The sequence below is a fragment of the Rhodococcus shunpengi genome, assembly GCF_048381395.1.
In the GTDB taxonomy this organism is placed as follows: domain Bacteria; phylum Actinomycetota; class Actinomycetes; order Mycobacteriales; family Mycobacteriaceae; genus Rhodococcus.
This window is the reverse complement of the sequence record NZ_JBLWIU010000012.1, coordinates 314,042-331,276: the sequence shown is the minus strand read 5'-3', so window position 1 is coordinate 331,276 and position 17,235 is coordinate 314,042. Positions and strand designations below refer to the sequence as shown.

General features: G+C 66.5%; 18 protein-coding genes. 8 read left to right on the top strand and 10 right to left on the bottom strand.

Annotated elements, in window-relative coordinates; genetic code table 11:
* Window positions 1-95: 95 nt before the first annotated feature.
* Both sigM and ACNJ7K_RS06765 read left to right on the top strand, forming a co-directional pair.
* Window positions 96-644: an RNA polymerase sigma factor SigM gene (gene sigM / locus ACNJ7K_RS06770; protein WP_230789938.1), complete on the top strand. Its 549-nt coding sequence runs from the start codon at window positions 96-98 to the stop codon at window positions 642-644.
* Window positions 645-698: 54 nt separating this feature from the next.
* On the top strand, window positions 699-1,394 hold the full coding sequence (locus ACNJ7K_RS06765; RefSeq protein WP_230789294.1) for a hypothetical protein: 696 nt from the start codon (window positions 699-701) through the stop codon (window positions 1,392-1,394).
* A gap of 24 nt (window positions 1,395-1,418) precedes the next feature.
* On the opposite strand, the gene ACNJ7K_RS06760 is transcribed toward ACNJ7K_RS06765, so the two are convergent.
* Entirely contained in the window at window positions 1,419-1,970 is a 552-nt protein-coding gene (locus ACNJ7K_RS06760; protein ID WP_487041387.1) for a TetR family transcriptional regulator, read from the bottom strand.
* Window positions 1,971-2,075: 105 nt separating this feature from the next.
* On the opposite strand from ACNJ7K_RS06760, the gene ACNJ7K_RS06755 reads away from it, so the two are divergent.
* The 4 genes from ACNJ7K_RS06755 (at window position 2,076) to ACNJ7K_RS06740 (ending at window position 6,131) form a co-directional block, all read left to right on the top strand.
* Entirely contained in the window at window positions 2,076-3,275 is a 1,200-nt protein-coding gene (locus ACNJ7K_RS06755) for an NADH:flavin oxidoreductase (protein WP_120280934.1), read from the top strand.
* Between the two features lie 200 nt (window positions 3,276-3,475).
* Window positions 3,476-4,441 (top strand): thioredoxin-disulfide reductase, encoded by a 966-nt coding sequence (gene trxB, locus ACNJ7K_RS06750; protein ID WP_120280935.1) that lies wholly within the window; start codon window positions 3,476-3,478, stop codon window positions 4,439-4,441.
* 46 nt (window positions 4,442-4,487) lie between these two features.
* A complete protein-coding gene (gene trxA / locus ACNJ7K_RS06745; protein WP_006550900.1) occupies window positions 4,488-4,817 on the top strand; it encodes a thioredoxin in 330 nt (109 codons plus the stop codon).
* Window positions 4,818-4,952: 135 nt separating this feature from the next.
* Window positions 4,953-6,131, top strand: a complete 1,179-nt coding sequence (locus ACNJ7K_RS06740; RefSeq protein WP_060652419.1) for an N-acetylmuramoyl-L-alanine amidase — start codon at window positions 4,953-4,955, stop codon at window positions 6,129-6,131.
* A gap of 84 nt (window positions 6,132-6,215) precedes the next feature.
* Here ACNJ7K_RS06740 and ACNJ7K_RS06735 read toward each other — a convergent pair whose 3' ends face one another.
* The 9 genes from ACNJ7K_RS06735 to rpmH form a co-directional block, all read right to left on the bottom strand.
* Entirely contained in the window at window positions 6,216-6,905 is a 690-nt protein-coding gene (locus tag ACNJ7K_RS06735) for a GNAT family N-acetyltransferase (RefSeq protein WP_174246961.1), read from the bottom strand.
* A gap of 58 nt (window positions 6,906-6,963) precedes the next feature.
* Window positions 6,964-8,211, bottom strand: coding sequence for a ParB/RepB/Spo0J family partition protein (locus ACNJ7K_RS06730; protein ID WP_487041386.1), 1,248 nt, complete (start codon window positions 8,209-8,211; stop codon window positions 6,964-6,966).
* Window positions 8,208-9,179 carry a ParA family protein gene (locus ACNJ7K_RS06725; protein WP_016691064.1) on the bottom strand — a complete coding sequence of 324 codons (972 nt, stop codon included), beginning with the start codon at window positions 9,177-9,179 and terminating at the stop codon, window positions 8,208-8,210. The genes ACNJ7K_RS06730 and ACNJ7K_RS06725 overlap by 4 nt, the downstream gene beginning before the upstream one ends.
* Before the next feature lie 625 nt (window positions 9,180-9,804).
* Entirely contained in the window at window positions 9,805-10,485 is a 681-nt protein-coding gene (gene rsmG / locus ACNJ7K_RS06720; protein WP_174246960.1) for a 16S rRNA (guanine(527)-N(7))-methyltransferase RsmG, read from the bottom strand.
* Window positions 10,486-10,595: 110 nt separating this feature from the next.
* The gene (locus ACNJ7K_RS06715; RefSeq protein ID WP_120280938.1) at window positions 10,596-11,144 is read right to left on the bottom strand and encodes a Jag family protein; all 549 of its coding nucleotides are present in this window, start codon (window positions 11,142-11,144) and stop codon (window positions 10,596-10,598) included.
* A gap of 22 nt (window positions 11,145-11,166) precedes the next feature.
* Window positions 11,167-12,270: a membrane protein insertase YidC gene (gene yidC / locus ACNJ7K_RS06710; RefSeq protein ID WP_159417113.1), complete on the bottom strand. Its 1,104-nt coding sequence runs from the start codon at window positions 12,268-12,270 to the stop codon at window positions 11,167-11,169.
* A 69-nt stretch (window positions 12,271-12,339) separates the two neighbouring features.
* The gene (gene yidD, locus ACNJ7K_RS06705) at window positions 12,340-12,630 is read right to left on the bottom strand and encodes a membrane protein insertion efficiency factor YidD (protein WP_120280940.1); all 291 of its coding nucleotides are present in this window, start codon (window positions 12,628-12,630) and stop codon (window positions 12,340-12,342) included.
* Window positions 12,627-13,022 carry a ribonuclease P protein component gene (gene rnpA, locus ACNJ7K_RS06700; RefSeq protein WP_159417112.1) on the bottom strand — a complete coding sequence of 132 codons (396 nt, stop codon included), beginning with the start codon at window positions 13,020-13,022 and terminating at the stop codon, window positions 12,627-12,629. The genes yidD and rnpA overlap by 4 nt, the downstream gene beginning before the upstream one ends.
* A 20-nt stretch (window positions 13,023-13,042) precedes the next feature.
* Window positions 13,043-13,186 carry a 50S ribosomal protein L34 gene (rpmH, locus tag ACNJ7K_RS06695; RefSeq protein WP_006550910.1) on the bottom strand — a complete coding sequence of 48 codons (144 nt, stop codon included), beginning with the start codon at window positions 13,184-13,186 and terminating at the stop codon, window positions 13,043-13,045.
* 586 nt (window positions 13,187-13,772) lie between these two features.
* Between rpmH and dnaA the strand changes: the two genes are divergently transcribed.
* Window positions 13,773-15,548 (top strand): chromosomal replication initiator protein DnaA, encoded by a 1,776-nt coding sequence (gene dnaA, locus ACNJ7K_RS06690; protein WP_230789329.1) that lies wholly within the window; start codon window positions 13,773-13,775, stop codon window positions 15,546-15,548.
* A gap of 501 nt (window positions 15,549-16,049) precedes the next feature.
* Entirely contained in the window at window positions 16,050-17,234 is a 1,185-nt protein-coding gene (gene dnaN, locus ACNJ7K_RS06685; RefSeq protein ID WP_024102543.1) for a DNA polymerase III subunit beta, read from the top strand.
* The last annotated feature ends 1 nt before the right edge of the window (window position 17,235 follow it).

Here is a 17,235-nt window from a genome sequence, read left to right as displayed (position 1 = left end):
TGCGAATTTTCGGGGGGATCGCAAAAATCGCCGTGCCCGACGGGGGTGTCGACGACGGCGGGAGTGTGTCGGACGGGGTGGCGTCCGATGGGGTGGTGTCGGATACCGAGCTGCTCGCAGCACACGTCGCAGGCGATCGGCATGCCTTCTCCGCCTTGCTGGCACGCCACCACGACCATCTGTGGCAGGTCGCGCGGCGGACGAGTTACTCGAACGAGGACGCGGCCGACGCGCTGCAGGAGGCACTGCTCTCGGCGCACCGCAGGGCCTCGGGTTTCCGGGAGGACGCCGCGGTCCGCAGCTGGTTGCACTCGATCGTCGTCAACGCGTGCCTCGATCGCATCCGCCGCAATCGTGTCCGCGTGACCGTCCCACTGTTCGAGGACGATTCGCACGACCTGCGTACCCCGCGCGATCCCATCCACGACACCGAGATCGCCCTCGACATCGAATCCGCCCTGTTCGCACTGCCACCCGGCCAGCGGGCGGCCGTCGTCGCGGTGGATGTGGAAGGTTACTCCGTCCGGGAGGCGGCGCAACGACTCGGTGTTCCGGAGGGAACGGTGAAGAGCCGCTGTGCCCGCGCGCGGAGCAGGCTCGCAGTTCTTCTCGACGACCTTCGCTCCGAGGGGAACCGATCGTGACCCTCCTCCGTCTTACTCTGGTGAGGGATGCCGAGCCGCGGAGGAGAGTCGCGCATGAACGAGGACGAGGTGCGTCCGCCGTACTCTGCGGAGTTGCTCGCCGATCTGCATGCCGGGGCGCTCGACGAGGAGCTCGCCGCCCGGTTGTGGCCGCGCGTGCGCCGCGATCCCGAGGCCGTCGCGTATCTGGCGCGGCTCGATGCGACGCAGGCGCGGTTGTCGGCCCTGCGCGACGCTCCACCGAAGGAATCGATTCCGCCCGAGATCGCCGCACGTATCGGAGCCGCACTCGCGGAGGGTCGGTCCGACCGGTCCGACGTCCGGGCCGTGCCGTCCCCGATCGCACGGCGTCGCCGGTGGGCGGTGGCCGGTGCCGCGGTCGCGGCCGCAGTGGCGGTGATGCTTGTGGTGGTCGTGCGTGGGACGGCTTTCGGTGGCGACGACCCGACCGGTGTTCCCGTCGCGGCAGCGGAGGACGAGGCCCTGCTCGAACCCTCCACCCTGCGGGCGATGATCGGCGATACCGATCCCGGTCTCCTCGGCGGAGCAGATCGTCTCCGGGAATGCCTGGACGCGAACGGTTTCGAGGGACGATCCCCGATCGGCTCACGCGCCGTACGGTACGCCGACGACGATGCCGTCCTCGTCCTGATGAGCGGGCCGGACACACCGGCGCTGACCGCACTGGTGGTCGGAACAGACTGCGACGCAGACGATCCCGCAACACTGGCCCGGAAGACGATCGGCTGACCCTCCGTCGCTCGGGGTTCGTCGCTACGCCACGGTCGACAACAGTTCCAGGATCCGTGCGCGCAGCGCGGGTGTGTCGTCCTCCGCGGCGATGAGGCCGGCGAACAACGCCGACCCCGCTGCCATCACGAGCACCGCCTTGGCGTCGATCTCGACGTCCGAACCGTCGCCGTCGGCGAACAGGGCGGTACTGGGTCCGCTGAATGTGCGCCAGAGCGTGTTGCGGAGGTCGTCGTGGTCCCGCAGTGCCGCGAGGAGGCCCGGGAGCGCAGCGCGGACCTCCGGCCGGGAGAACAACTCGATGCTCCCGGTGACCACCCATTCGATCCAGCCCTTGCGATCGATGCCGTCGTAGGGCGTCAGATCGGGTGCGGACCCGAGCAGTGCGTCGAGCACCAGGTGGGCCTTGGTCGGCCACCGACGCGTGAGTGCGGCGCGGCCGACGCCGGCGCGGGCGGCGACCGACCGCAGGCTCAGCCCGTCCCAGCCGTGGGAGCGGAGCATCTCGCGGGTGGCGGTGAGGACGTCGTTGTCTATTCGGGGGTCGCGGGGGCGCCCCGGAGCGGTGGTGGGCATGGGATCCGTGATGTCGGGACCGAGTGGGAATCGATCTGGCGTGGAGTGTGACGAGCGTTATAGTCGAAGCGCAATTACGGTACCACTGGCATCGAAAGTAGGGGCATGTCTTCGCCGCGACCCACCGTGTTCGAACCGGCCCGACTCGGGCCGCTCACCCTCCGCAACCGCATCGTCAAGGCGGCGACCTTCGAAGGCGTCATGCCAAGGGGAGCCGTCAGCGACGAACTCGTCGAATTCCACGCCGAGGTCGCCCGCGGCGGCACCGCCCTCACCACCGTCGCATACTGCTCGGTCTCACACGACGGCCGCGTCCACCGCGACACCCTCGTGCTCGACGCCGACTCCGTCCCCGGCCTGACCCGGCTCACCGACGCCGTGCACGCCGCCGGTGGTCTGGCATCCGCGCAGATCGGCCACGCCGGACTCGTCGCCAACCAGATCTCCAACAAGATGAAGACGCTCGCGCCGTCCACTCGCATCAGCGCCCCCGCCATGGGGCTCGTCCGCGGCGCGACACTCGAGCAGCTCGATCGGGTGGTCGAGGACTACGCACGCGCCGCGCGCTTCGCCGTCGAGGCCGGATTCGACGCCGTCGAGGTCCACCTCGGTCACAACTATCTGCTCAGCTCCTTCATGAGCCCGAATCTCAACAAGCGCTCCGACAAGTACGGCGGCAGCATCGCCAACCGCACCGCCTTCCCGCGTCGCGTGCTCGAGGCCGTCCGCACGGCAGTGGGGGAGGGGGTGGCCGTCATCGCGAAGTTCAACATGACCGACGGCGTGCCCCAAGGTCTGTGGCTCGACGAGTCGCTACCCATGGCCAAGCTCATCGAGTCCGACGGCACCATCCATGCCATGCAGCTCACCGGCGGGAGCTCGCTGCTGAACGGGATGTACTTCTTCCGCGGCGATGTGCCGATGAAGGAGTTCCAGGCGTCGCAGCCGAAGGTCGTCGGCTGGGGACTGAAGGTCTACGGGCCGAAGATCTTCCCGAAGCTCCCGTTCGAGGAGGCTTTCTTCCTGCCCATGGCACGGCAGTTCCGGGAGGAACTGAAGATCCCGCTGATCCTGCTCGGCGGCATCAACCGGCTCGACACCATCGAGACGGCGCTCGACGAAGGCTTCGAGTTCGTCGCCATGGGTCGCGCGCTGCTGCGTGATCCGTATCTCGTGCGCAAGTTCGAGGAGAAGACCGCACACGAAGGTCTGTGCATCCACTGCAACAAGTGCATGCCGACCATCTACACGGGCACGCGTTGTGTGATCCGCGAGACGCTGCGGGATGTGCCCGGCGCGGTCTGAGACCCTTCCGGTTCGCATCGGGGACGGGCCGGCCGGGCGACCGACCGGTCCGTACAGGGCGTCTGTGGCGGGACGCACGGCGGGAGGGGAACAACACCGTTTACCCTGGTGTTGACAGTATCTGTAGGCTGCCGTCCGGTTTCGGCCGGATCGCCCGCAGTCCTCGCGCCCCCGATCACCCAACCGGAAGGCTCCGCCGCATGACGACCTCGCCCACGATTCACGACCTCATCATCGTCGGTTCGGGACCGGCCGGATACACCGCCGCGATCTACGCGGCCCGCGCCGAACTCACACCGCTCGTCTTCGAGGGAACGCAGTTCGGTGGCGAGCTCATGACCACCACCGAGGTCGAGAACTTCCCGGGGTTCAAGGACGGGATCATGGGCCCGGAGCTCATGGATCAGATGCGCGAGCAGGCACTGCGTTTCGGCGCCGATCTGCGCACCGAGGATGTCGACGAGATGGACCTCACGGGCGCGGTCAAGACGGTCGTCGCCAACGGCGAGACCTACCGCAGCCACGCCGTCATCCTCGCGATGGGCGCCGAGCCGCGTTACCTCGGTGTGCCCGGTGAGTCGCAGCTTCTCGGCCGCGGCGTCTCCGCCTGCGCGACCTGCGACGGCTTCTTCTTCCGCGACCAGGACATCGCCGTCGTCGGCGGTGGCGACTCCGCGATGGAGGAAGCGACCTTCCTGACGCGCTTCGCGCGCAGCGTCACTCTCATCCACCGCCGCGAGGAGTTCCGCGCCTCGAAGATCATGCTCGAGCGCGCCCGTGCCAACGAGAAGATCCGCTTCGTCACCAACGCGAAGGTCGCCGAGGTGCAGGGCGAGAACAGCGTCACCAACCTCGTCCTCGAGGACACCGTCACCGGCGAGCGCAGCGACCTTCCGGTCACCGGCCTGTTCGTCGCCGTCGGCCACGACCCGCGCAGCTCGCTCGTCAAGGGTCAGGTCGACCTCGACGACGAGGGTTACGTGAAGGTCTCGGCGCCGTCCACTGCGACCTCCGTGCCGGGTGTCTTCGCCGCGGGCGACCTCGTCGACCACACCTACCGCCAGGCGATCACCGCCGCCGGCACCGGATGCTCGGCGTCCATCGACGCGGAGCGGTGGCTCGTCGCGAACCGCGAGGTCGAGGCGCCCACGCTCGCCGAGGCCTGATCCACCACCCCGTTCCACATTCCATCCCGAGATTCAGGAGACATCCGTGGCCGACAAGAACACCGTCACCATCACCGACTCGTCGTTCGTCGAGGACGTACTGCAATCCGAGAAGCCCGTCCTCGTCGACTTCTGGGCCACCTGGTGCGGTCCGTGCAAGATGGTGGCTCCGGTTCTCGAGGAGATCGCGGCCGAGCACGGCGACAAGCTGACCGTCGCCAAGCTCGACATCGACGCCAATCCGTCGGCCGCACGCGACTACCAGGTCATGTCGATTCCCACGATGATCCTCTTCTCCGGTGGCAAGCCGACAAAGACGATCGTGGGGGCCAAGGGCAAGGCGGCGTTGCTTCGGGATCTCGCGGACGTCCTGTAGTACCGTCCCAGGATCAACCTCTCGGATGTGCCCGTGAGCCCGTATTCACGGGCACATCCTTCATCCAACCCCCGTTCGATGCTGCCCAGCCCTCACGCCGGGCACCGATCCGGTCAGCACGGAAAGGCCCGATACATGCGCCCTCTTCGTCACGGCGACCACGGTCCGGCGGTCGCCGAGATCCGGAGCACCTTGGCCGGCCTGGGCTTCCTGCACAACGAGCCCGAGGAGTCGGGCGACTGGATGGGATCGGACGTCCCCTTCGATCGTGAACTCGACGGAGCCGTGCGCGCCTTCCAGCAGCAGCGCGGTCTGCTCGTCGACGGGATCGTAGGCCCCGCGACCTACCGTTCCCTGAAGGAAGCGTCGTACAAGCTCGGTGCGCGCACCCTGATGTATCAGCTCTCCGCTCCGCTCTACGGCGACGACGTCGCGGCCCTGCAGACCCGTCTGCAGGATCTCGGCTTCTACGTCGACCGCGTGGACGGCTACTTCGGTCCGAAGACCCACGAGGGTCTGTGCTCCTTCCAGCGCGAGATCGGACTCGCCTCCGACGGCATCTGCGGTGCCGAGACACTGCGCTCGCTCGAACTGCTCGGCACGCGTGTGTCGGGCGGGTCGCCCCACGCGATCTCCGAGGAGGAGATCGTGCGCCGCTCCGGTCCGCAGCTCAGCGGCAAGCGCATCGTCATCGACCCGGGTCTCGGCGGCAACACCCACGGCATCATCGTGCCGAGCCCCCACGGCCCGATCTCCGAGGCCGACATCCTGTGGGATCTCGCGCGCCGGCTCGAGGGCCGGATGGCGGCGACGGGCATGGAGACCTTCCTGTCGCGGCCGTACCACGTGAATCCGACCGACGTCGAACGCGCGGGTACGTCCAACGCGTTCGGTGCCGACCTCATGATCTCGCTGCGGTGCGACGCGAGCCGCAGCCCCGCCGCGAACGGCATCGCGAGCTTCCACTACGGCAACTCGCACGGCTCCGAGTCGATGATCGGTCAAGTGCTCTCCGGCTACATCCAGCGCGAGATCGTCGCCCGCACGAACCTGCAGGACTGCCGTAGCCACGGCCGCACCTGGGACCTGCTGCGCCTGACGAACATGCCCACGGTGCAGATCGATCTCGGTTACCTCACCAACGAGCAGGACGCCGCGCTGCTCGCCGATCCGCGCAGCCGCGACATCATCGCCGAGGCGATCCTCATCGCGGTGAAGCGGCTGTACCTGCTCGGCCAGGACGACCAGCCGACCGGCACGTACACCTTCGCCGAGTTGCTCGCCGAGGAGCTGTCCATCTCCGACAGCCGCTAACCGGCCCGTAGACGAGAAAAGGACCGCCCCCGCAGAGTCTGCGGGGGCGGTCCTTTTTCGTCGGTGTCCGGTGGACGTATCGGTTCAGTGAGCGCCGACGGCCGAACCCGCGGTCAGGTCCGCGACGGTGAGAGAGGACTCCTCGAGAAGCCGGTCGAGTGCGGCCTCCACGGCGAGCTTCCACTCGTGGTCGCGGTCGAGCTCGAGACGCAGGCGCGGGTACCGGTAGTGCGGTGCGACGACCTCGAAACCCATGTCCTCGAGGAAGTCGGCGTCGATCATGCACTCCGTGTCGGAGCATCCGAGTGCGGCCGTCGCGTGCGGCACATCGCTCACCTCCGACTCGGCGGTGCGCCGAATCCCGAAGGCCTCGATGGCACGGACGTTGCGGCGGACGAGGTCGGCGACGACACCGCGGATGAGGTCCGCTCCGACGTCCAGATCGACCGCGTGGGGTTCCGTCCGCATGGACGTCAGCAGGATCGCGTCGGCGCTGACGGGTGCGGTGGGGAAGGCCAGCGCGCGGGGCACCATGCCCGGGGGAGCGTAGAGCGCGCACCCGGCGGCCTTGTCGCCGATCGTCGCGATCTGGCCGCACGACCCCCATTCGAGAAGGACCATGGAGAGCCATGCTTCCTTCTCGAACTCGGGGTCGGCGAACTGCTGAACGTCGGGCGCCGCGGTGGGATCCAACTCCCAGAACACGCACCGTCGCGCATGAGCAGGCAACTGCTCGATCCCACTCAGCGTGAGCGGTGATACTCGAGTCGACACGGGATAGCTCGCCTCCACGTCTTTCGTCTACAGACTGTTGTCCTGCTCCGACGAGGAGTCAAGAAAGGTCCGTCTGAGACTCCATCATCTTCACGATGCGTTCGAGATCGTCGACCGAACCGAACTCCACCACGATCTTGCCCTTGCGCTTGCCGAGGCTCACGGTCACGCGCGTGTCGAAGGAGTTCGACAGGCGCTCCGCGACGTCCTGCAGCCCGGGCATCTGGATGGGCTTCCGACGCTTCTGCTGCGGAGCGTCGGGCGTGTCGTTGCGGTTGGCGAGCACGACGGCTTCTTCCGTCGCCCGCACGGACAGGCCCTCGGCGACGATGCGTGCGGCGAGTGCCTCCTGAGCGTCGGCACCGGCCTCGAGCGCCAACAGGGCACGCGCGTGCCCGGCCGACAGCACTCCGGCCGCCACGCGTCGTTGCACCGCGACCGGCAACTTGAGCAGCCGGATCATGTTCGTGATGACCGGCCGCGACCGTCCGAGCCGACTCGCGAGTTCCTCGTGGGTGACCTCGAACTCTTCGAGCAACTGCTGATAGGCCGCTGCCTCTTCGAGGGGGTTGAGCTGCACCCGGTGGATGTTCTCGAGCAGCGCGTCGCGCAGCAGCGATTCGTCCTCGGTGTCGCGAACGATCGCGGGGATCGTGTCGAGGCCCGCCTCCTGGACGGCACGCCAGCGACGCTCACCCATCACGAGCTGGAAGCGGTCGCCGTCGAGACGGCGGACCACGACCGGCTGCATGAGCCCGAACTCGCGGACGGAGTGGACGAGCTCGGCGAGCGCTTCCTCGTCGAAGACCTGACGCGGCTGCTTCGGGTTGGGCTCGATCCGGCCGATCGGGATCTCGAGGTACACCGCTCCGGTGGGGGAGGGGAGGGGTTCGCTCTCGGGCGTCGATCCGGACGCCCGTGCCGCTTCGTCTTCGACAGGCTCCGCCGGGGACGCGGGCGTCGGCGTCCGGCCGTCGCCGATGATGAGGTCGGCGGCTGCCGTGCCCAGACCGGAGGACGGGAGGTTCAGGACCGACGAGCCCGGGCGACGCGACGTGGCCGACTTGGACTGCCCGCCCGAAGCCGGCTTCGACGGTGCACCCGCGGCCGGTGCGGACTTGGCCGGCGCAGGAGCGGCCGGAGCCGCGGACTTCGTAGGAGCGGTGGCCGTGGGAGCGGTAGCTGTGGGAGCGGTGGCCGTGGAACTCGGGGCGGTCGCAGGCTTCTGCTCTGCGTCCACCGGAGGGCCGGTGGGGATGAGTGCTGCCAGACCTCGACCGAGCCCGCCTTTACGTGTCGCGCTCATCCGTTCCCCTGATTCTCGTGTACCCCGCGTGCCGCCAACTCGCGCCCCGCGTCGAGATAGCTCATCGCGCCGCGCGATCCAGGATCGTAGTCGAGAACCGTCATCCCGTAACCGGGAGCTTCGGAAACCTTCACGCTGCGGGGGATGACCGAACGCAGCACCGCGCTGCCGAAGTGCGCACGCACTTCTGCGGCGACCTGATCGGCCAGCTTGGTGCGACCGTCGTACATCGTCAGGAGGACGGTCGAGACGTGCAGTTCGGGGTTGAGATGCGACTGGACGAGCTCGATGTTGCGCAGGAGCTGCCCGACACCTTCGAGTGCGTAGTACTCGCACTGGATGGGGATGAGGACTTCCTTCGCCGCGACGAGGGCGTTGACCGTGAGCAGACCGAGCGACGGCGGGCAGTCGATGATCACGTAGTCGAACTCGCGGTCGCCGAGCGCCTCCTTGGTGAGGGCGTTCCGGAGGCGGTTCTCGCGCGCGACCATCGAGACGAGTTCGATCTCGGCACCCGCGAGATCGATCGTGGCGGGGATGCAGAAGAGACGCTCGTTGTGCGGGCTCTGCTGCACGGCCTCGGCGGCGTTGATCTCGCCGAGGAGGATCTCGTAGCTCGAGGGCACACCGGAGTAGTGCGGCACACCCAGGGCGGTGCTCGCGTTGCCCTGCGGGTCGAGGTCGACCACGAGGACCGACAATCCCTGCACGGCGAGCGCGGAGGCGATGTTCACCGCCGTGGTGGTCTTACCGACCCCACCCTTCTGGTTGGCGATCGTGAAGACGCGGCGCTCGCGCGGCTTGGGCAGCGCGTTGGCGTCGCTCGGATGCAGAACCTGGGTGGCGCGATGAGCAGCCGCGCCGATCGGGGTGTCGACAGTGGAGAAACCGTCGAAGGGCACGGGGGAGAAGTCGTCCTCGACGCCTCCGGTTTCACGTGAAACAGCGGATTCAGATCCACCCGTCATAGAACACTCCTTACACGTAGATCCGCTCGGTTCGCACGCTACATCCTCGTCGCTTCCCGGTCGCGACTTCGAAGACCGGGTCGAGGCGCCGAAGGGAGAATGCGAGTCCCGGGCCCGGAGTTGTCCCCGGTCTCCCGACCACGCGCACGCATTCTCGGTTGGTTCAGTATCCCATCCGCATTCTAGGTTCCGTCGGCGACATGGCCGGGTGACGTTTCACGTGAAACGACGCGCGAAGTTGTTTCACGTGAAACAGGCACATGAGAGATCTCAGCGGTTTCACGTGAAACAATGCCGACCCGCAAGAGGGTTCACTCGAGGACAGCAAATGTTCAGACAGAAATGCTCTGCACCACAATTGAATTCACATGTTGAGCTTCCAATTTCATTGCACAGGAATGCAATTCACGATACCCAGATATCATGACGCCTGAATCATCACAGTGACGAAACTCTCTGGGGTGATTGGGTCTGGTGTGACAACGCCCGAATCAACCGTTTCGAACCGGAAAAGTACTCGAGTAGATTCCTCGAGTCGAAAAAGATGTCTCGGAAACGACAACACCCTCCCGACCCGGCGGGGGAGGGGAGGGTGTCAGGGCGATCGTCGCGCCAGGCGATTCGGTCAGCGCTTCTTGCGACGCCGTGCCGGCCGCGGAATCCGCTCGGCCTTCACGACGATCGTGGGCGTCGGAAGGAGATCGCCTCCGCACTCGAGCACCTCGAGATTGCCGGCACCGAGGCGGGCGAGTTCGTCGTGATCGCGGTCGATCTCTTCTCGAGCGGACGTACCCTTCAACGCCAGCATCCGGCCTCCCTCGTGGACGAGGGGGAGCGACCACTTGGCGAGCTTGGCGAGAGGTGCGACGGCACGGGAGGTCACGACGTCTGCGCCGCCCGCCTCCTGCAGGACGCTCGGCTGCTCGGCACGGCCCCGGACCACGAGAATGTTCTCAATCCCGTGGGATTCGACGAACTCCGCCAGATAGACGGTGCGGCGCAGTAGCGGCTCGACGAGCGTGACCTGGAGGTCGGGGCGGGCAAGTGCGAGAGGAATACCCGGCAGACCGGCGCCGCTGCCCACGTCGACGACCGTCTCACCCTCCTGGATGAGTTCGCCCACCACGGCGCAATTGAGAATGTGTCGCTCCCACAGGCGCGGCACCTCACGCGGTCCGATGAGCCCCCGCTCGACACCTGCCGTCGACAACGAATGGTGGTACCGCTCGGCAAGTTCGGTCCGATCCCCGAATACCCGCTGCGCGACCGCCGACAGTTCCGCCTCGTGCTGTTCCACGTGAAACATCCTTTCCTGTCGGCTCACCCGAAACAACATCGGGACCCACAGCATCAGTTACGAAAAGGCGAAGAGGGACCCTGACGACGCAGAGTCCCTCTTCGGTCGGCACGGCCGACTCAATCCTTGACGATCACCACACGGCGGTGCGGCTCCGCGCCCTCGCTCTCGCTGGACACACCGTCGATCTTCGCGACGGCGTCGTGCACGATCTTGCGCTCGAACGGCGTCATCGGCTCGAGTTCTTCGCGCTTGCCGGTCTCGAGCACGCGCTTCGCGGCCGACGTGCCGAGCGAGGAGAGCTCGGCGCGCTTGCCCGCACGCCACCCGGCGATGTCGAGCATGAGCTTGCTACGCTCGCCGGTCGCCTGCTGCACGGCAAGGCGGGTGAGCTCCTGCAGAGCGTCGAGCACTTCACCGTTGCGACCCACCAGCTTGGTCAGATCCTTGCCACCGTCGATGCTCACAACTGCGCGGTCGCCCTCGACGTCGAGGTCGATGTCGCCGTCGAAATCGAGAACGTCGAGCAACTGCTCCAGGTAGTCGCCGGCGATCTCGCCTTCTTCGATGAGGTAGTCGTCGTCATCGAGATCGGTGTCCGCCGCAGCGTCGCTCTCCTCGGGTGCCACCGCGAGGTCCTCTTCCACCTTGTCCAGGTCACTGGCCATGTTCAGCTCTCTTCTACTTCGGTCAGCGCCGCTTGCGCTTGGAGTTCTTGGGACGGCTGCCCGGCTTGGGAGCGGACGCACCGGACTTCGAAGCCGCGGGGGAGCCGTCGCCGGCCGCGGCGTCCTTCTGCAGCGACACCTCGCCGGTCTCGTCGACCGTGGCGTCGACGGCGTCGGACGCTGCCGCTGCGGCCGAGCCCTTCTTCTTGGACTTGTCGGGGCGAGCACCCGGCTTCGGTGCGTTCTCGTTCCGGCGGGCCAGAGCCGCAGCCTTCTTCTCCTCTTCCTCCTTGTCGATACGGCGGAAGACGAGGTGCTGCTGTGCGTAGGTCCAGATGTTGTTGCTGACCCAGTAGATGATGACGGCGATCGGCAGGAACGGACCACCGACGATGACGCCGAGCGGGAAGACGTACAGGGCCAGCTTGTTCATGATCGCGGCCTGCGGGTTGGCAGCGGCCTGCGCGCTCTGGCGGGCGACGGATGCACGTGCGTTGAAGTGCGTCGCAACGCCGGCGATGATCATCAGCGGCACGGCGACGGCCGCGATCTCCCAGCGAGTGGGGAGTTCGGCGCCACCGACTGCGAAAGCCTGGAGCGATTCCATCGGCTGCGTGATCCACGCCGAGATGGGGGCACCGAACAGCCGCGCGTCGAGGAAGGACTGGACGTCCTCCGGGCTGAACGCGTAGTTGCCGATCTCGCGGTTCTCGTAGGGATCGAGACCGAGCTGACCGAAGCCCGAGCCGGTGCGGTTGAACGAGCGCAGCACGTGGAACAGGCCGATGAACACCGGGACCTGCAGGAGGACCGGCAGGCACCCCATCAGGGGGTTGAAGCCGTGCTCCTTCTGGAGCTTCTGCATCTCGAGTGCTTGGCGCTGCCGGTCCTTGGCGTACTTCTTCTGGAGCGCCTTGATCTGCGGCTGCAGTTCCTGCATCTGGCGGGTCGTGCGGACCTGCTTGACGAAGGGCTTGTAGAGAATCGCACGGAGGGTGAACACGAGGAACACCACCGACAGTGCCCAGGTCCAACCGCTGTCGGGTCCCAGGAACGGGATCGCGGCGAAGACTTTGTGCCAGACCCAGAGGATCCAGGACACGGGATAATAGATGAAGTCGAGCACGGCTCTATGTACTCCTCTGGTCGTCCATGATCGCCACGAAGAGGCGTCGGTCTCGGGTCTCGGCTCCGGTCAGGTACCCACTGGGGACGACCGATGTTTCCGTTCGGGTACCGGATCCCACCCACCAGGGTGCCAGGGGCCACACTTGAGCAGTCTCACCGATGCCAGGACCGAACCGACGACGACACCCCGCGTGCGCAGCGCCTCCACGGCGTACTCGCTACAGGTCGGAGTGAATCGGCAGGTCGGCATCCGTGTGGGCGACACATAGGTGCGATAGAGCTCGATACAGAAGATCAATGCCCGGGCCGGGGCGGACCGCAGGGACCGCCACCACGACCTCCGCTCGGGCTCGTTCATGCGCGAGCACTCCCACGCGAGGCGGGAGCACCGGCGTCGAGCAGTCCGAGACGGGTGAGACCCGACCGCACCTGCTTGTCGAGCTCGCGGGAATCCGCGGTGGCAGCGCCGGGTAGTGCGCGCAGCACGATGTCGGTCTCGGAGGGCAGAGCCTCGACGAGACCTGCACAGATATGACGAAGCCGGCGTGCGACTCGATGTCGAATCACCGCCGGCCCGACAGCCTTGCTCACGACCAGTCCGAAACGCGGACCGCCGACACTCACCAAGGACTCGGTGCGATCGCGTTCGAGAACGTGAACGACCAGATCCCGCCGCCCCTGACGACGCCCTCGGCGGACGGTGTCCGAGAAATCCGAGTGGCGCCGCAGTCGATACGGCTCAGGTAGCACCCCGAGCTCCCGTTAGGGAATCAGGCGGTGAGAGAAGCGCGGCCCTTACGGCGACGCGCCGAAACGATTGCGCGACCCGCACGGGTGCGCATCCGGAGACGGAAGCCGTGAACGCGCGCGCGGCGTCGGTTGTTCGGCTGGAACGTCCGCTTGCCCTTGGCCACGGTCGACACTCCTCGATAATTCTGCGACGGCGCGGCAAGCACCGTCGTCCAACGTGTACGTGAATTCGCAGGATTCGTATTGCCCGACTCGAGCAGGACGAACCCGTCACCTCGGTATGAGTGACTGTTCGAGGCTACTCGGACGCGGGCGCGAAATCAAACCGCGACGAACAGCGGCGATCAACGCGACACGCCGGACATGTTCGGTGAAAACTATTCGCCCAGAAGATATGTGATCCAGGGCACAGCTCGGGTACGCTTTTGGCCATGTCTTCGACGGCGCATCGCGACTACCTGTGCAGTCCCGCGTCACGCTCCGTCCGTCGACGATGTGCCGGCCGGTGACGGCCTGCTGCCCCGCGCCTCTTCGGGCGTCGTCGCGCAGCTTCTCCGGGCGCGTTCACCGAACACGGAGTCGGATCGCGTCGCACCGTGTGTCACACTGATCCGCGCAGACCGCCCGGGCCACGAGCCCCGCTGAGCGAATACAGACCTCCCATCCACACATCCACCGGGTGATTCCCCCGGTTGTCCACACCTGTGGATAATCGTGTGGAAAACCGGTGATCAAAGGGAGGGAAGCTGCGTGAGCGACGAGCCGAACGCGCTGGCCGATGTGTGGACGGACGTCGTATCCGAGCTGACCATCGACGACGGAATGCTGACGAAGAGCCAGAAAGCATGGCTCGCGCTGGTCAAACCGATCACGCTCGCACAGGGATTCGCCCTGCTCTCGGTGCCGTCCACCCTCGCCCAGCAATCGATCGAACGCGATCTGCGCGAACCCATCCTTCGCACCCTCAACCGGCACCTCGGTCACCGGGTCGAGGGTCTCGGTGTGCGCGTCGAACCGCGGGAACGCGTGGACGACCCCGCCGAGGATCCCTACGCCGAACCCCGCGACACGCTGCCTCTCGAGGGTCTGCCGGAAGATGCACAGCCTGTGAACCCGCGCACGGCAGAGCCTCGCAGCCGTGACCCGCGCACGGTAGAGCCTCGCAGCCGTGACCCGCGCACGGTAGAGCCTCGCAGCCGCGATCTGCGTCGCGACCCTCCGATGCCCCGGGATGCCGCCGGCCCGCGGGACGGGGCTGTGGCCAGGGACGGCGTCGGGCCGATGGACGGGGGATTCACCCGGGACGGCATGCTTCCCGGTGAGGGTGCGGCCTATCGGCGACGCCTGATCTCCTCGCGCGAGCACGACATGCTCGAGGCCGACCACGGCGAACTCGAGGAGGTCGACGACGACCGGGAGGCCATGACCGCCGTCCGCGAGTCGTGGCCGTCCTATTTCACCCAGCCCCCGCCGCCCGAGACGCCGCCCATCGGCAGCAGCAGCCTCAACGCGAAGTACACCTTCGACACCTTCGTGATCGGGGCGTCGAACCGGTTCGCGCACGCCGCGGCGGTGGCGATCGCCGAGGCACCGGCACGGGCCTACAACCCGCTGTTCATCTGGGGTGCCTCGGGCCTGGGGAAGACCCATCTGCTGCACGCCGCCGGCCACTATGCACAGCGACTCTTCCCGGGCATGCGGGTGAAGTACGTCTCCACCGAGGAGTTCACGAACGACTTCATCAACAGCCTCCGCGACGACCGCAAGGTCGCGTTCAAGCGGCGTTACCGCGAGACCGACATCCTCCTCGTCGACGACATCCAGTTCATCGAGGGCAAGGAAGGTATCCAGGAGGAGTTCTTCCACACGTTCAACACTCTCCACAACGCCAACAAGCAGATCGTCGTCTCGTCCGACCGGCCGCCCAAGCAGCTCGCGACGCTCGAGGAACGACTGCGGACCAGGTTCGAGTGGGGACTGATCACCGACGTCCAGCCTCCCGAACTCGAGACGCGCATCGCGATCCTGTCGAAGAAGGCACGCATGGACGGCCTGAACGTGCCGCACGACGTGCTCGAGCTGATCGCGAGCCGGATCGAACGCAACATCCGCGAACTCGAGGGTGCCCTGATCCGTGTGACGGCCTTCGCGTCGCTCAACAGGCAGCCGCTCGATCTCACCCTCGCCGAGGTCGTGCTGCGTGATCTGATGCCGGACTCCTCGGCTCTCGAGATCAATGCCGCCACGATCATGGCCGTGACCGCGGAGTACTTCGGAACGTCGATCGACGACCTGTGCGGGCCCGGAAAGGCACGGCCGCTGGCCCAGGCCCGCCAGATCGCGATGTATCTGTGCCGCGAGCTCACCGACCTGTCGCTGCCGAAGATCGGGCAGACCTTCGGTCGCGACCACACCACAGTCATGTACGCGGACAAGAAGATTCGCAAGGAGATGACCGAGCGTCGCAAGGTCTACGACCAGGTGCAGGAGCTCACCGCGCGTATCAAGCAGCGGTCCAAGCGCTGATTCCTCGAGCCTCGAGTTTTCATCCACAGGGAGCGTCCACAGGGCGCTCCCTGTCTCGTATCTCGAGAAATTTCCGGTCCCCACACCTGTGGACAAGGGTGTGCAGAACGTGGGATCTTTGTGGACGAACGGTGGACAAAGAATGAACAGTCTCGAGGAATCCACATTCGTCCTCGAGAACTCCTCGAGTTCATCCTCGAGTTTGACCCCCTCGAGAACGTCGCCCCACCAGCCTAGACGGTCGTTCGTCCACAGATTCCACAGGCCCTATTACTACTTCTGTGAGTTCTCTTCAGAAATCTTCTTTCAAAACAGGTGTGTGGAGAGCGTCGGTCCACAGGCCTTCGAGTGAGGCTCACGCCTCGAGCCTCCCGGCTTTCCAAGCAGCGAGGGAAGGCATAACGTGGACCCGCATCCCCCGGCTCCGCCTCATCGGTGTCGGGGTTCTGTGACAGACTTCGTAGACTTGTCGAGACCACGATCGAAGGGATCCACCGGGCGATGGAGCTGGGAAGTATGAAGTTTCGTGTGCCTCGCGAGGACTTCGCTGATTCCGTTGCATGGGTTGCCCGAAGCCTTCCGTCGCGACCCCCCGTTCCCGTCCTGGGCGGTGTCCTGCTCGGAGCCGACGAACGCGGGCTGACGGTCTCGGGCTTCGACTACGAGGTATCTGCGCAGGTCCACGTCTCGGCCGAGGTCATCACCCCCGGTCAGGTGCTGGTGTCCGGCAAGCTGCTCGCCGACATCACTCGCGCGTTGCCTCACAAGCCTGTGGATGTCGTGCTCGACGGCACCCGCGTGCTCATCACGTGCGGTAGCGCCAAGTTCTCGCTCCCCACCATGCCTGTGGAGGACTACCCGCAGCTGCCCGCGCTCCCGCAGCAGACCGGTGCGCTCTCCGGCGATCTGTTCGCCGAGGCCATCAGCCAGGTCGCCGTCGCTGCCGGCAAGGACGACACGCTCCCCATGCTCACGGGTATCCGAGTGGAGATCGAGGGCACCGACATGGTGCTCGCGGCCACCGACCGTTTCCGTCTCGCAGTGCGCAAGCTCGAGTGGATGCCCACCGCGGAGTCCACCAGTTCGGCCGTGCTCGTGCCCGCAAAGACCCTCTCCGAGGCCGCGAAAACTGTTGGCGGGTCGTCCAACTCCCCGGTCCAGCTCGCTCTCGGCAGCGGGTCGTCGGTGGGCGCCGAGGGCCTGCTCGGCATCGTCGCCGAAGGTCGCCGCACCACCACGCGCCTGCTCGACGCCGAATTCCCCAAGTTCCGCCAGTTGCTCCCCAACGAGCACACCGCGATGGCGACCGTCGAGATCGCACCGCTGGTCGACGCGATCAAGCGTGTCGCGCTGGTCGCCGAGCGCGGTGCACAGGTCCGACTCGAGTTCACCGAGGGCAGCGTGATGCTGTCGGCCGGTGGCGACGACGCCGGCCGCGCCGAGGAATCGCATCCTGCGGAGTTCTTCGGTGAACCGCTGATCATCGCGTTCAACCCCGGCTACCTGCTCGACGGCCTGACGTCGCTGCACACCGACAAGGTCTCGTTCGGGTTCACCACCTCGAGTCGTCCGGCCGTGCTGCGGCCGGCGCTCGACGAGGAGCCCGTGCCGGATTCCTCGGGTACGTTCGCCGCTCCGGACAGCGATTACACCTATCTGCTGATGCCGGTGCGCCTGCCGGGCTGAC